11 protein-coding genes are annotated in these 15225 nt (G+C 47.5%); 1 reads left to right on the plus strand and 10 read right to left on the minus strand.

The features are described 5' to 3' along the window. The 9 genes from ACKTT9_RS26145 to ACKTT9_RS26185 all read right to left on the minus strand — a co-directional run bounded on the left by ACKTT9_RS26145 (position 1) and on the right by ACKTT9_RS26185 (position 13148). Entirely contained in the window at positions 1-873 is an 873-nt protein-coding gene (locus tag ACKTT9_RS26145) for a carbohydrate ABC transporter permease (protein ID WP_407868192.1), read from the minus strand. A 27-nt stretch (positions 874-900) separates the two neighbouring features. Beyond that, positions 901-1863 carry an ABC transporter permease gene (locus ACKTT9_RS26150; protein ID WP_407868193.1) on the minus strand — a complete coding sequence of 321 codons (963 nt, stop codon included), beginning with the start codon at positions 1861-1863 and terminating at the stop codon, positions 901-903. 227 nt (positions 1864-2090) lie between these two features. After that, entirely contained in the window at positions 2091-4418 is a 2328-nt protein-coding gene (locus ACKTT9_RS26155; protein WP_407868194.1) for a helix-turn-helix domain-containing protein, read from the minus strand. 280 nt (positions 4419-4698) lie between these two features. Further along, the gene (locus tag ACKTT9_RS26160) at positions 4699-6234 is read right to left on the minus strand and encodes a glycoside hydrolase family 28 protein (RefSeq protein WP_407868195.1); all 1536 of its coding nucleotides are present in this window, start codon (positions 6232-6234) and stop codon (positions 4699-4701) included. Continuing rightward, positions 6231-7868, minus strand: a complete 1638-nt coding sequence (locus tag ACKTT9_RS26165) for a glycoside hydrolase 43 family protein (RefSeq protein WP_407868196.1) — start codon at positions 7866-7868, stop codon at positions 6231-6233. Before ACKTT9_RS26165 ends, ACKTT9_RS26160 begins: the two co-directional genes overlap by 4 nt. Then, on the minus strand, positions 7865-8992 hold the full coding sequence (locus tag ACKTT9_RS26170) for a glycoside hydrolase family 105 protein (protein WP_407868197.1): 1128 nt from the start codon (positions 8990-8992) through the stop codon (positions 7865-7867). The genes ACKTT9_RS26165 and ACKTT9_RS26170 overlap by 4 nt, the downstream gene beginning before the upstream one ends. A 270-nt stretch (positions 8993-9262) precedes the next feature. Next, positions 9263-10897: an AraC family transcriptional regulator gene (locus ACKTT9_RS26175; RefSeq protein ID WP_407868198.1), complete on the minus strand. Its 1635-nt coding sequence runs from the start codon at positions 10895-10897 to the stop codon at positions 9263-9265. A 2-nt stretch (positions 10898-10899) separates the two neighbouring features. Beyond that, positions 10900-11874, minus strand: a complete 975-nt coding sequence (locus ACKTT9_RS26180; protein WP_407868199.1) for an ABC transporter substrate-binding protein — start codon at positions 11872-11874, stop codon at positions 10900-10902. Positions 11875-12365: 491 nt separating this feature from the next. Continuing rightward, a complete protein-coding gene (locus tag ACKTT9_RS26185) occupies positions 12366-13148 on the minus strand; it encodes a class I SAM-dependent methyltransferase (RefSeq protein ID WP_407868200.1) in 783 nt (260 codons plus the stop codon). Positions 13149-13272: 124 nt separating this feature from the next. Between ACKTT9_RS26185 and ACKTT9_RS26190 the strand changes: the two genes are divergently transcribed. After that, positions 13273-14307 carry a stalk domain-containing protein gene (locus ACKTT9_RS26190; RefSeq protein WP_407868201.1) on the plus strand — a complete coding sequence of 345 codons (1035 nt, stop codon included), beginning with the start codon at positions 13273-13275 and terminating at the stop codon, positions 14305-14307. 8 nt (positions 14308-14315) lie between these two features. On the opposite strand, the gene ACKTT9_RS26195 is transcribed toward ACKTT9_RS26190, so the two are convergent. Further along, entirely contained in the window at positions 14316-15221 is a 906-nt protein-coding gene (locus tag ACKTT9_RS26195; RefSeq protein ID WP_407873116.1) for a beta-propeller fold lactonase family protein, read from the minus strand. Positions 15222-15225: the final 4 nt, after the last annotated feature.

The following is a 15225-nucleotide window of genomic DNA, read 5'->3' on the forward strand; positions in this document are numbered from 1 at the left end:
CTACCCTTTGACAGAGCCAAGCAAGACGCCTTTCGTAAAATGCTTTTGCAGGAATGGATACACCAACAAAATGGGAAGCGTGGCAAACACGATAACAGCCATTCGAATAGTCAGCGGTTGAATCTCAGCTTCATCAAACCCTGCATCGCCAATCCGGCTTTGAGCCAACATGATAATTTCTCGCAATAACACTTGAATCGGCCATTTACCGTTATCATTGATATACAGAATAGCGTTAAAAAATTGGTTCCAATGCGTCACGGAATAAAAGAGAGCGAACGTTGCCATAGCCGGCATTGAAAGTGGAAGCACGATGCGAAATAACACACCGACATCGTTACAGCCGTCAATTTTGGCCGAATCCTCCAGCCCATCGGGAATTTGCTGAAAAAAGTTTTTGAGCACAATCAGGTTAAAGGCGCTTATGGCGCTAGGAATCATCAAAGACCATAACGTATTCGTAAGGTGCAGGCCTTTGACGACGAAATAGGTGGGAATCATGCCCCCGCTGAACAGCATCGTAAATAGCACCGCAAGGAGGATCGTTTGACGTCCTCTTAGCTTGTTTTTAGCCAGTGGATAGGCCATTAAAGCGGTAAAAACAAGATTGATTATCGTGCCCACTACCGTAATATAGATCGAAACTCCGAGGCTGCGAAGCAAAGTATCCGTGGAAAAAATGTACTTGTAAGCAGATAGAGACCATTCTTTTGGAAATAAAATCAACCCGCCCTTAGCAACCTCTGTTGGGCTTGTGAAGGATACCGCCAAGACGTAAACAAATGGCAGTACGCAAATTATGGCGATAATGAGCAGCAAGCTGGTATTTACGAAGCTAAAAATGCGATTCCCAAGCGTTTTATCGTACTGCATATCGTGCAGCCTCCCTCTCCAGATGCGTCAATAAACGCCCTCTTGACCGAATTTTTTGGCCATCCAATTGGAGCCTAGTACAAGGATAAGCCCGACCAATGATTTGAACAGACCTACAGCCGCACTATAGCTATACTGGCCTTGACTCAGCCCCTTCATATACACATAAGTGTCGAAAACTTCTCCGACTTCCCGATTCGTAGGCGCTAACATAAGGAAGATGTGCTCAAAACCAGCGTCCAAGAAGTTGCCTAATCTTAAAATAAGCAAAATAACGATTGTACTGGAGATAGCTGGCAGTGTGATATGCCAGAGTTGACGCCAACGTCCTGCGCCATCCATTCTTGCAGCTTCATATAGCTGGATATCAACGCCCGATAGCGCCGCCAGGAAAATAATCGTGCCCCAACCGACTTCTTTCCAAATGGACTGAGAAACGATCATCGTTCTAAACCACTCCGGTTCCATCAGGAAGGCAATTTTTTTACCCGTCAAGTGATATAAGAGTTCATTCAATATCCCGTTTTCAGTCGTAAGCAGCATGTAAAAAATGCCCACGACAACGACCCATGACACAAAGTGCGGAATGTATACCAACGTTTGCACGAAGCGTTTGAACCGTTCTTTTCTAACCTCGTTCAACATCAAAGCCAACACAATGGGTAATGGGAAGAAAAACACTAAATTGTAAATCGCTAATAACACCGTATTTCGAAAAAGCATCCAAAACTGAGGTTCGCTAAAGAAGCGCTGAAAATGCTTCAGCCCAACCCATGGGCTATGCGCATAGCCTAAATGCGGCTTGTAATCCTGAAAAGCCATAATGATGCCGTACATAGGTACATACTTAAATATTAAAAAGTAAGCAACACCGGGCAACAGCATATAATAGAGCCATTTATCTCTGATTACGTCTCTAACCCATTCACTTTTTCGAAGCTTTTGCCCAGGGACTGCAGGTGCAGTTGTTTCTATCGCCGTCTCCTTCATGCTCTCTTCTCCTTCCAGCTCGAAACCGTTATGCCCTGATTATTGACCATGGGCACGTGGATAGATATACCTAGCAGACAACTTGTGCACTCCGTCTGAGAAAAGCCCCTCTTTCCATCTTCATCCGCTGCAGCCATACCTCTTGCATAACCCGGTGTATGCCACAGAAAACTAAAAAAAGAGCTATTTCCTTGGGTGATCGTGATCACGCATGGAAACAGCTCATCTTATTTATTGCTTTCAAACAACTCCCGGTAGCTGCCCGGTGTCGTACCGAACGTTTTGCGGAAATTGCGAATGAAGGCGCTGATATTTTTATACTGCAGCTTCTCGCCGATTTCAGAAATTTTCAACGTGGTCGTCTCCAGCATCACTTTGGCCATGTTCATCCGGTAGTCCGATAAATAATCGCTAAATGGAATCCCCATTTCTCTTTTGAAAACACGGCTTAAATACACGGGATGGAAGTTAAGCAGCGCTGCGCAGGACTCCAGCGTTATGTCTTGATCGTACTGATCATGAATGATCCGAACCAAACGGTCAGCAATGTTCAAATACTGTGAATCTGCCTTCTCCGATAAAATAACGATAATAGGCGCAAACAACCTCGTTTGAAACCAAATTGCGATTTCCTCTCTCGTTTGGAGCTTTAGCAAACGTTCCACAGCAGAGTCACCTTCCAGCACTTTTTTAACCGAAATACCTTGATCCTGAACGACAGTCAATATACGTGACATCAGCTGCAAGAGAAGAATGTGATGTTCGTGAAGAAAGCCATCCTTGTTCAGCAGCGTGGATAAATAGGTTTGAAATACTTCCATCGCTTGATCGAGCCGTACATCTTTGAGCGCTTGCAGCAGCTGATCTTCCATAAGCTTCAGATGCGAATATACCGCTGACTCTGCTCGCTCGCTGCTTTCAATATCTTCAAAATGAACGATGATATCTGGCCCTAAACTTATGCGGCATTTCAAGGCTGCAAGACTTTCGCCGTAGGCTTTAACGGTTTCAGACAGCTTATTGTATGGCTTGCTGATGCCAATACTGACCTGGAGCTGAAGATATTTGTCCAGATTTGACTTAATAAGCTCCGCTGTTTGGTAGAACAGATGCTTCAGCTCCTGTGGGTCTACGGTATCCAGTGCCAGCAAGGTGACCTGCGAATCGCCCATCAGGATCGGACTGAACCGGCTGTGGACGGGCAGCAGCTCGCCAACGATATTGTTAATAGCGAACAACAGCAGCTCGCGATCTTGCTCTTGATAGCGTGTTTCCTGCAGCTGATCGACTTGCAAGGTCAATACACCGAGAGAACTCCACTCCGTAGGAAAACCGTACATTTGCGAGCGATGCTTGAAATCCTCATCAGATATTTGACCTGTGAACAGCTTGAGCACGAAAAACTCCTTCAAATGCACCGACTGCCCCTGCATCTGCTTCTCCAATCGACCTCGCGATACCGCTAGCGACTGGAACTTTTCTTGTATGTAAGCCAATTCATCTCTTCGGCCTGTCTGGCAAATCACTGACGGTTCCAACTCGTATGAGCTTGTCACCTCTAGTAGATTGCGGATTGGAGAATACATCCGTTTGCTTCCGTAAAAGGCAAAGGCCAGAACAATCAGCAGAATTAATGCGCAGGCTGCTGCCGTCAGTAAGCCAATCTTTTTGCTGGCCTTCGTCATATCAGAGATGGAAACAACCGATACGAAGGTCCAAGCGTTATACCCCGATGTCAGAAAGGTAACCCCAACCTGCTTATTCCCGATTTTCGCCTTAAAAAAGCCACTTTTGTCCGTGGTAACGCTAATTTTATCCGTAATCGTCCGGTTAATTTCACGATAAGCGTCTTGATCCTCAGGATTGGATAAAAAAGCGTTCCCCTTTTGATCAAGCACGTAATTCATTCCCAACTGGTTGTTTGAGGCTAGTCCACCACGAATCTCATCCGCTGAAACTTGTACCACCAACATTCCTTTTGGCGTGTTCGTTTTGGGAACAATGGGAATTTTATAAACGAGACTAAGCATATTTGTAGAGCCGCCGGATCGTCCTTCACCTTGATCTTCACCGCTAGTGGTATGGATCTCATTCAACAAATGCGTATTCCAAAATAAACTCTCAGGCTGCTTGGCATACAGCAGCAGTTCATTTTTATTCTCCAGTTGATCTATCTGCTTCAAATTATCTAAGGTTACGGCCCAGCCCTTCTCAAAATTCACGAGATAAGCTTCCGTAATGACTGCTTTCGATTGTAAATTATACAGACCCGTCATCACTTCACGCACCCGGACAAAATCTTCACCCGTCAGAGACTCATTCATCACTTGTTTGACAAGCGCGGAGTTAATAAATTGCAAGGTGGTCACTTCAAGCGATTTGACAGTCTGCTCCACACGCAATTGTGTTTGCAGAAGCAATTGCATATTCGCTTCATTGACTTTCGCTTCAACATCCTTAGTAGCTAAATAGTAGGAAGCTATGCCGATAAACACGGTAGGAAGCGCGCCAAGGATTAGACTAAACCCCAGGAGCCGAAGCAAATATTTATGCAAGATCCATACAACCTCCCCACAAGTAATGTTACTAGTATTACATATTCATACAGACTCATCAAGCGAGAAAGGCTAGATGATATCGCTTACATTACCAGACTATGCAGCTTCAAACTATGCAGTTTAGATAACTTTTGGCTTGCATAACGAAAACCCCCTTACAGAATAAGGGGGTTTTCGAATCTTGGTCCTTCATCTCATAAGAGGAAGTTTCTTCAAGCATATAAGTTATCTGCTGCATATATGCAGAGTAAATACGTCTAGCAGATCTACACAGCAGCTACTCCGATTCATCATATCGGATGTTGCTCGTGTCTGCTCCCGTAACAACCAGCATCCCTTCGCCTGATGCTCCATATGATTGTCCAAGCCGCTTTAGCTCCACATCCTGGCATTGATGCAGCTTGATCACAGGGCCTTCACTTGTTTGCAATTGTAAACAATCAAGTAAAATATCTTTGGCGTAATGGGCGATAACTCCCCGCTTCGCAGTCGCATGAAAGTTGCTGACTCGCACATCTTCCAACGGCATTTCGGGAAGCCCATTCACAATGAGCGCCGTTTGAGCCCCTGTGCAGGTAACATCCGCAATCGTAATTTTACGAAAAACCGGCGTGCCTTCCGTAACGGGAAAAACATCTTCCTGCGCGCTGCCCGAGCCTTCCACACCCGCATAAAACAAATGGAAAGAGATTGCTTCCCCGGCAATATTGGTCATCCGGATACGGCTGATATCGATTTCTTCCACAACGCCTCCGCGTCCGCGGGCGCTTTTGAACCGCAGGCCGATATCGGTACCGATGAACGTGCAGTCGGACACACGAATCCGCCGAACCCCGCCGGACATCTCGCTGCCGATGACAAAGCCTCCATGTCCGTGATAGACAATGCAGTTGCGAATCGTGACATATTCGCAAGGAATTCCTAACTTACGTCCCGCTTCATCTTTGCCAGACTTCATGCAGATCGCGTCGTCTCCCACGTCAAACTTACAGTTTTCGATGATCGCATACCGGCAAGAATCCAAGTCCAAGCCGTCTCCGTTCTGGGCAAACCATGGATTACGGACCGTCACATTGCGAATAGTGACATGCTCGGAAGCCCATGGGTGCAAGCACCATGCAGCCGAGTTTTGGAACGTAGGACCATACAGCAAAATATACTTACATCGTCGGAAGCTTAGCAAGTTCGGTCTGAGATAAGCGCGATAAAGCTCATAGGCGGACGGATCATGGATACCTTTCTGAATGAGCTTCTCTGTCTGTGCCCTGCCGTTCATAGCAGCAACCGACGGCCACCAGAACTCGCCTTCCGCATCCGTGACTCCGCCGGATTGCAGCAAGCTGTCCCACTGCAGCGATGTCATTTTCCAGCGTTTGACCGGGCGCCAAGCTTCTCCATTGCCGTCAAAAATACCCTCGCCTGTTATGGCTATATGCTCCAATCCTTCAGCGTCTAACGGTGATTGACAGCGAACCGAGGGGATGCCTTCAAAGCTGGACATGACAAGAGGATACTGCGCAAAATCCTTCGTAAACATGACCAAAGCTCCTGCTTCAGCATGCAGTTCTAATCGGCTTGCCAGCTTAAGCGAGCCTGTTAACCATAAACCGGCCGGGATCACTACTCTCCCGCCGCCAGCTTCGGAGCAAGCCTGTATGGCTTGCTGGAATGCCTGCGTGTTGTCGGTATGTCCATCACCGACAGCGCCAAACTCCGTTATCCTGAATAAGCGATCAGGTATTTCCGGCAGCTGAACTTCTGGCATGGTCCATCCGTTTTGTGCCTCGCTGCGCTCTACATGTGATCTTGTCATACGGAAGCCCCTTCTTTCTCCTCGCTGAATCGGAACCAATCGATATCCACGAAGCCTTGGCTTGCCCAAGCATCCGCCTGTTTGTCTTGCAAACAGAACAGCCCCAGCTTGGCGCCGACCCAACCGCCAGGCACCGCAGCAAATTCGTCCCCAATCCGGTGGTAGGATATCCCATCCAAGCTATAATAAAAGCTAAACACGGCTTCCTCTACGACAACTGTTCGCAAATAAATCGTTCGTGCTAATTCTGCTACAGGCACACGGGCGGTTACTTGTTCGCTCGATTTCTCCTTGCTGCCACTTCCTTCAACAAACACGAGCTCAAGTCCCTCCCCCGCCCATTTTAATGCGAGATAACGGTACTCATGTCCGAAAACCGTCAAGCCGGCCAGTTCTTCCAACGACTCAGAGTCGAAGCCAGAACAAGTGCACGAGCTGGAGCTGGGTGTAAATGTTAGCTTTACTGTTGCAGTAAATGCCGGGGCAGGGAGCTTTTGACATAGGATGTTCATCGCATGATACAAGGTCGATGCTCCAGCAGGCAGCGGCTGCGCGTATAACCGCAGATGCCCGGGGTTCGCGGTGAGCGAGTACCACTGCAGACGATGATTAGCCTGCCATTGCCACTGCAAGCCCAGAACCGGCTGATTGAACTCATCGCTAGTATCCGGTTCTGCGCTAGGCCATGCACGTCCTACATCAGGCTTCTTATGGACAAGAACAGGCTCGCCGATGCCGTCACCTTTCGTATCAAGACCGATGATCGGCCAATCATTCTCCCAGCTCATGGGCTGGAGGTGGATAATCCGGCCATAAGCCTCGCGGTCCTGGAAATGCATAAACCAAAACTCACCCGATTCCAACTCCACATAACCGCCTTGGTGCGGTCCGTTAATGGGGGAATCGCCTTGATGAAGCACAATTTTATCCTCATACGGTCCCCAGATGTTCTCGGCTCGAAGCACGGTTTGCCAACCTACAGACACCCCTCCGGCTGGAGCAAACACATAGTAATATCCGCCACGCTTGTACAGCTTAGGCCCCTCAATTGTCGGATGATGATCTGTCCCATCGAAAATGATTATGCCGTCGTCCAGCAGCGCTGTGCCGTCTGGCGACATCCGGCAGATCTGCAGCTTGCTCTTGATGCCGCAGCGGCTTCTGGCGAAGGCATGCACCAAATAAGCTTGCCCGTCTTCATCCCAGAATGGGCAAGGATCAATCCATCCCTTCACTTCCTGCACCATGTGAAGTGGTGTCCATGGACCCGCAGGATGCTCAGCGGTTGTCATATAAATGCCCTCATCCGGAGCGCTGAAATAAATCCAGTACTTCCCGTCATGATAACGAATCGCAGGCGCCCAAACGCCGTCCCCATGCCGCACGCTATCATCATAGCCGCCAGGGAGTTGATCAATGGCATGGCCAATTAACGTCCAATTCACCAAATCCTTGGAATGGAGAATCGGCAGGCCCGGGGTGCTGACGAAGCTGGAAGCCGTCATATAGAAATCTTCGCCGACCCGGATCACATCAGGGTCCGAATAATCCGCGCATAGAACCGGATTGCGATAGGTACCATTTCCCAAATCGGCAACCCATACCGGCCTGACTTTGCTTTCACTTATGCTCATTTCAGGTCCCCTCCCTGCAAACGTTCGATTTCCACACTGGCCAGCACAAAAGGCGCCATACCCATCAAGACATCACTTACAACTTTTTCTCCTAAATAGTACTCAAAGCTTCCATCCCGATAAGGATTACCTCCAAGCCCCGCTCCATGGCATATGCCATGAACATGAACGCCATGAGCGTCTTCATCGATAAGCTCATTCAATAAGCCTTGGTAACCCCTCTGGGCTACTTCCTTAAAAGGACCGGAAAGATACTTCAAGCGCACACCTTTGGCAGCCGCATACACAAACATACTGCTTCCTGATGCTTCCAAATAATTGGTGCCCTCACCGCCTCTATCCAAAACCTGATACCATAACCCTGTATTCGGATCTTGTACACGCGCAAGTGCATGCATCATCCGTTCGAAAACGCCCATAATCGTTCCTCGCTGCGGGTGATCCTTCGGAAAATGCTCCAACGCATCCACGATGGCCATCGCGTACCAGCCCATGCCTCTGCTCCAGAAATGTCGTGATTTTCCTGTTGAGGAATCACACCACCGCTGCTCTCCACTTTCATCCCACCCATGGTGAAGCAAACCTGTCTGACGATCGCGGGTATGCCGCTCGACCAGAAGCAACTGCTTCGCAGCCTCATCGAATAGCTCCGGCGCATCGAAGACCTTGGCATACTCGGCCAGGAACGGGGTTGCCATATATAAGCCGTCCAACCACATTTGGAACGGGTAGATCTTTTTATGCCACAATCCGCCCTCGCTCGTTCGCGGATGCCCTTTTATCTGAAGAATGAGTTCGGATGCCGCTTGCGCGTATTTCGCGTCAGACGTCTTTTTCCAAAGTGAAAAAAGCACCTTGCCTTGGTTAATTTGATCCAAATTGTAATCTTCCAGCGTATAGGTACGAATTGTACCGTCCTCCTGAACGAACAAGTCCATATGTTTCTTGACATATTCGCTGTAGATGTCCTCCCCCGCCAGTTCCCCAACGTGAAGCAATGCTTTCAATGTCATTCCATTCACATACATCCATCTTTGCTCAAGTTCCCGGTGATAGCCACTTTCATTTGTATTCCTCATGATGGTTCGCGCTGTTTTGACTGACCATTGGCCTACTTCCTTCATCGGATTCTCCGCCCCTCTTTCTCAGTGCTCTCATGTCTGCCATGACTACTAACTATTATCCTTGAGGATGTCATGCCACACTATGCATTTGAGACAACCTGTTTCCTATAGTTTCGAAAAAAGCTGAAGTAGCCTCGATTTACGCGGAAAAAGGCTGCTGAACCGAGTTAAGAAGTTGCTTAAAGCATATTGGTTACGTACTGCATATGAAACGAAATAACAAAAAAAGCCTAACGGAACATTATCCGTCAGGTTTTCTTCTGGGTTAAATTAAACTTTGATTTCCAATAGCTTAGACAGGTAATCAAGAAAACGGTCATGACAAAACGCATTATACTCGTTCCACGGAGCTTGTAATCCGGTATAACCCGCAATCATGTGTATTTGCTTCGTTTTCACAGCTTTCAGTTCTTGCCATGCTTGAGATCGGCTCATTCGATGCCATGTCGCCTGCGAGATCTCATCTTTGGGCACACTCAGCAGAATATGATCTGCCTCATAGGTACCAAGATCCTGAACCTCAATCGCTTGCGTCCAAAAGATAGTGTTAATCTGACATGCTGGGGCAAGTTGAAGATCATCATACAAGACAGTGCCAGCGTGTCGCCCCCAGATATGCAGCGTCTGCTTATCGATCACTACAAGGATAACCGTCTCGTCTTGTAACCTTTTCTTCACTTTCCCCCTAATTTCCACAGCTTTCTGATCATATCGATGCAGCCATTTCGCCGCATCCTTCGATTTACCGAGGAAGTCTGCTGTCAACATCAGATGCCGCCGCCAACCTTCTTCCCACGGCAGAAACAGGGAAGGAGCAATCTGCTCAAGCCTGACTTGCTCATCTTTTTCGATCCAAGCATCGATACCGATGATATAATCAGGCTGCGCTTTTTGCAGGGCTTCTCTGTTGAATTCGTAATGATGGCTTAGCGGTACAGACACATCAAAGGCATATTTATTTCTATAATAGTCTGTCCAGTATTGATCGATCGGCGCGGCATAAGGAATCGTATGCAGAGCCAGCAGCTGACCGATATTCACCCAACTGTAGGCGGCGATTTTGACGGATCTATTTTTCATATACACGGCGGGCGCCAGACCTATATGTTTCTTGAACATATTGCTAAAATACGTTTCGTTCTTGTAGCCAACTTTATACGCGATGTCCGTGAGGGAAAGTTTGCCCTGCTCGCCCATTAACCTTCTTGCCTCATTGAGGCGCAAATCAGTCACATACTCCATGACACCTTTGCCAAACTTTTCTTTAAATAGCCGCATAAAATGGTACCTGCTCAGCCCTGCCGTCGTGGCCAATCGATCAATCGTCATATCTTCCGTGTAATGCTGCTCGATCATCAGCTTTGCGCACTCCAGAGCCAGCTCTGTTTTGTGCTCTTGGTTTTTGAACACCTGACTGAGCAACTCATAGAAGCCAGACTCGCTGCGAAAGCGATCAGCCATACTTCCACTATTCCAATGTGTGAAAATGGATTTACACAAAGGAATAACGGAAAAGGCTGACAATTGGACGGCTTCGCTTTCGCCGGGAAACTTGTGTCCCCTTTTTACGGTAGCTTTGTGCCCGGCTGATGGCATCTCCACGGCTTGGAACCGCAAGAGATAAAAGCCATGCTCATCCCCAACGTGCAGACCCATTTCTAGTAGCTGACCCGGTCTGCAAACAAATACAGTCCCAGGTCGCATTGGATAATAACGACCATCCACGATAAGTCGTCCCTCGTTAGCAGCCGATGCCACAAGTATGAGTGTATCCGCTCGAATGAAATCACGTTCTGCCGGCCATTTCATCTGATTTTCCGTTACATGCTGGACTCCGAGGAGCTTATACCACGTATCAAATAACGAGTGATTGCTGTTGGTGCTTACATTTGCGTCTTCTCCCATGGCTATTTTACAACGTCACGCAAAACATCATCGATAATCAGTTGATTGGCAATGACATTTTGATTAAACCAGTGACCTGAATCCGCATCAAAGACATGGCCTTGCTTCACCGCCGGCAGCTGCTTCCATAACGGATTATCGACGGGCGGTTTCGCCCTGCCTTTTCCGGACAACACGAAAAGATAGTCGACATCATCCAACTGAGCCAACGACTCCATCGAATAGGTCTCATAGTCGCCTTTTAACAATTTCGGCTGTTTGAAACCGAGTCCGTCATACAACAGCTTTCCGCTATAGAACTGCGCCCCGAACAGCTTGTATCCCTTATCTCCGGCTTGGAGCAGCACAGCTGTCTTATCTCCTACTTTGGTGCGAATTTGTTCTTTTGCTTCGATTAGCGTCTGCTCAAGCTTCTTGGCAGCCTGATCCGCCTCGCTGCTCTTGCCCAGAACTTCGCCTAATTTGGCAAAATTGCCGCGCCAGTCGTTTTCATCTTTCGAAAGTACATAAGTAGGCGCCACTTTTGAAAATTCTTCATAAGATCCATTTTTTATATAAGCCTCTGAGGTGAGGATTATTAAATCCGGGTTATAACTCAGCGCTTCTTCCGGCTTAAGCCCGCCTTCCATATGAAGGATTGCGACATCTTTGAGCTCCTTTTGTAAATACTCCTGCGGTTGCCCGGCAGCGGACCACTGTGCAACCGGCTTAACGCCAAGTGCCGTAAGCCCATCTTCCAGAAACGGCGCAATGATACGCTTAGGCTGTGCAGGAACTTTTACCGTGTGCCCCATGGCGTCTGTCAGCGTTCTCTCCGTCTCGGGTTTTTGAGTTGCCGCGCTGGAAGCCGGCTGCGTACTGTTCGCTGTCCCCGCTCCCACTTGCTTCGTATCGTTTCCAGCTCCGCAGCCGGCGAGAAAAACTGATGTCAAAAGAACAACAGAAGTGATCGTTGCGTACTTTTTAAGTTGAAACATCGTAAACCCCCTAGATGATGCTAATTCCGATATAAATGATGATACTGATAATCATTATCGATACTAAGGAGTATATAGGAAGACTTCCCATTTGTGAATAAGCAAAAATGCTGAATTTATGGCGATGTTGCGCACGATCGTGTATAAGCGGAGGTTTACATTAGTTGTGGAAGTAATCTGTATGGGGAGTTGTGCGCTGGGATGGTGGAACGCTGGCAAAACAGCTGATTTAGTGCCTGACGCGGTTTGAATCCGTCAGGCTTTATGGAGGTAGGGAACTACAGGCCTCTATTCCCCTGAAAAAGTACAGTTTCCACCTGCCGGGGGAACTACGGACTCCTATTTTGCCGCTATCACCTGAAAAACGCGAAGAAGCGGCTAGATAAGACCCCGTAGTTCCCCTAGCAAGTAGAAACAGCTCGTTTTCCCCGAAATAAAAGACCATAGTTCCCTAATGAAGCCTATCTAACAGATAGGACACCTGGATCACTTCAGAGCGGCGATAGCTCCAACTCCACCTTATCAGCCACTAACGTATAAAACTCAGGAAACCTAGCGTCTGAAGGACTTGGAATCTCTTCCAATGCGCGTATCACGAGCCCGGAAGCCGCAATGGCCGTAATAATCTCGCCAAGCGTCCAGCTTCGAACGAGAACCTTCTCCAATCCGGAGCGTTCTTCCTCCGGCAGCAATTTAGCAAACGCGACCTCCCCTTCTTTGGTCTCCTTTTCAAAATAGTTGCCGCTTGGTTGAGTCAGATTAACCGTGTTCAGCCAAGCTCGTGCAAAAGGATGAAAGTCGGTCAACAGAAACCGGCCCTTGTTCCCAAGCCTGCGTCGGACCACCTCAAAGATAGCGTTAAGATCAGTGAAATAATGCAAAACGCCAAACTCCATCAGCACGATGTCAAACTGGCCAAGCGACTCTTCATTCGGGATTTGCAAGACATCCGAGCAAATATAGTCGAGCTTCACACCGACGGCATCGGCAACTTGCTTGGCGTACAAGCGGTTTTCTTCAGAGATGTCCACGACGGTTACATCCGCGCCTAACATCGCAAAAGAGATTGCTTTCCTCCCGTGCGAACCAAGAAGATTAATCATTCGCTTCCCATTTGGATCTCCTATGTATTTTAACCAGTATCGCAGATGATGTTTGTGCTCCTGTTTCAACTCTTCGGCAAGTTCAGCCGGTGTCCCAAAATGTTGCACCCAAGCCTGATACGCTTTCGTTTCCCAAGCCTTCTTGTTTGCTCTTGAAAACTCCTCTTGCACATCCATCCCCCCCAGTTTTTCTGACTCATTAGTCAACATCCTTAATTTACCACAAATTTTAGAGCAACAAACAGGCTTTCTTCTGCGTCTAAACATTACTAAAGTCAGCTAAGGAGTATAGGATATGAAGATAAAAAATGGCTTACAAACTGGAACCGCGTTGATGCTTCTGCTCATGGGCATGCTCCCGGCAGCAATTACCCATGCAGATACGACCGACACGTCGCTTCCCGTCTATCTCGATGGCCATCCGTTGAGCTTTGAGACGCCTCCCGTTATCGAAGATGGCTACAGTCTCGTTCCACTTCGTGCAATTTTTGAGGCTGAAGGCGCAAAAGTTGCTTGGGATGACAACACTCGAACAGTTACCGCTACGAAAAATGATATCGTTTTTACATACCGCATTGGCGACATGATGGCTTATAAAAATAAAGACCAGCTGGATATGCCGATCGCGGGTAAAATTATTGACGGCTCCACGATGATTCCGCTTCGATTAATAAGCGAAACGTTGGGCAATCTCGTGAAGTGGCATGAATATTCGCGATCAATTACGATTTCCTCGGCGAATGAGTATGAAACCAAGATTGAATATGGCGTCAATCTGCGTGACACTCCGAATACGAGTGGGCAAGTGCTTCGAATGATTCCGAAGAGCGAGAACATTCATGTCATCCGGGAAGTGGACGCAAACTGGCTGGAGGTGCAGACGAAGGACAAGACGATTGGTTTTCTTTCCGCAGCCTCCCAGTATACGGATTACGCCAGCGTCGCTTCAGCGGATAAAAAAGCCGATGAATTGCTCGCTTTTGGAGCTAAATTTCTCGGAACGCCTTATGAATTCGGGGCGGAATCCGGTCAAACCAAGACATTCGACTGCTCCTCATTCGTCCAATATGTGTTCAAGCAAGCATTGTCAATCGATCTCCCGCGAGTCTCCTACAACCAAGCATTGAAAGGAACGGAAGTCCCTCTAGATGAGCTGCGCAAAGGTGATGTGCTATTTTTTGACGCACGCGGGCTCGATATCGGGCATGTTGGCATCTATGCAGGAGACGGGCGGATTCTTCATACTTATTCCAAAGAACAAGGCGTACATTATGAAGACTTTACTGATAAATGGAAAAAACGTTTTGCCACGGCTAGAAGAATGTTCTAATCCCTACATCAAAGTGGGACAATGGCTAGTCCCGAGGCAGCATTTCCTACTTTTATCGTGTCTATGACTTTATTATCCCGGACTCTTATAACAGAGACTGTATTTTCTCCAAAATTAGCCACATAGGCAAATTTGCCGTTTTGCGTGATAGCGACGATGCCGGGTTTCTTGCCCACCGGAACGGTTGCTATCACTTTATTTTTCTTAAGCATAATGACGGAAACGGTGTTATCTCCTTCATTACCGACGTAGGCAAATCGATCATTTGGCGTTATCGCTACTCCCACAGGAGTAGAGCCGACTTTAATTTTGCTAAGAATCCTTCTGCTTCTTGTACCAATGACCAAAACGTTGTTATTCGTGGTCACATAAGCCAATCTGCTATTTTGGGTAAAAGCAATTTGATCAGGACCCACTCCAGCAGGAATGGTGTCTATGACTTTATTGCATTTCGCATTAAAAATAGAAATCGTATTGCTGTCGTGATTGCTTACGAAACCTAGCGTTCTTTGTCCTATCTTCTGCGGTGTGACAGTTACGCCTACCGGTCTCTTACCTACCTTTAGCGTTTGAATGACCTTTCTCTTCTTTATACATAAAACTGAAACGGTATTATCGGCTGCGTTCGTAACATACACGTACTTAGGCGATGTTCCTACATCCGATGGACTTTTTCCAACTGGGATCGTGCTAATAATTTTATTCGTACTTCGCTGGATGACTTGAGCGGTATTATCAGTTTTATTGATGACAACTGCATGTTTCCCATCGGGGGTGACCGCGATCTCAAAGGGACCTCTTCCGGTCTTAATCGTTGCCTTGACCTTTCTGGTTCGGGTATCAATCACCGAGATGGTATTGTCGTTGAAATTCGTAACGTAGGCGAAATGAAACGAGGGTATACGTCTATTCATGGTC

This window comes from Paenibacillus sp. P36 (assembly GCF_045866505.1).
In the GTDB taxonomy this organism is placed as follows: domain Bacteria; phylum Bacillota; class Bacilli; order Paenibacillales; family NBRC-103111; genus Paenibacillus_E; species Paenibacillus_E chondroitinus.

Coding starts and splice junctions, on each gene's coding strand:
- ACKTT9_RS26145 (WP_407868192.1), bottom strand. CDS start 873: ATGCAGTACGATAAAACGCTTGGGAATCGCATTTTTAGCTTCGTAAAT.
- ACKTT9_RS26150 (WP_407868193.1), bottom strand. CDS start 1,863: ATGAAGGAGACGGCGATAGAAACAACTGCACCTGCAGTCCCTGGGCAA.
- ACKTT9_RS26160 (WP_407868195.1), bottom strand. CDS start 6,234: ATGACAAGATCACATGTAGAGCGCAGCGAGGCACAAAACGGATGGACC.
- ACKTT9_RS26165 (WP_407868196.1), bottom strand. CDS start 7,868: ATGAGCATAAGTGAAAGCAAAGTCAGGCCGGTATGGGTTGCCGATTTG.
- ACKTT9_RS26170 (WP_407868197.1), bottom strand. CDS start 8,992: ATGAAGGAAGTAGGCCAATGGTCAGTCAAAACAGCGCGAACCATCATG.
- ACKTT9_RS26175 (WP_407868198.1), bottom strand. CDS start 10,897: ATGGGAGAAGACGCAAATGTAAGCACCAACAGCAATCACTCGTTATTT.
- ACKTT9_RS26180 (WP_407868199.1), bottom strand. CDS start 11,874: ATGTTTCAACTTAAAAAGTACGCAACGATCACTTCTGTTGTTCTTTTG.
- ACKTT9_RS26190 (WP_407868201.1), top strand. CDS start 13,273: ATGAAGATAAAAAATGGCTTACAAACTGGAACCGCGTTGATGCTTCTG.
- ACKTT9_RS26195 (WP_407873116.1), bottom strand. CDS start 15,221: ATGAATAGACGTATACCCTCGTTTCATTTCGCCTACGTTACGAATTTC.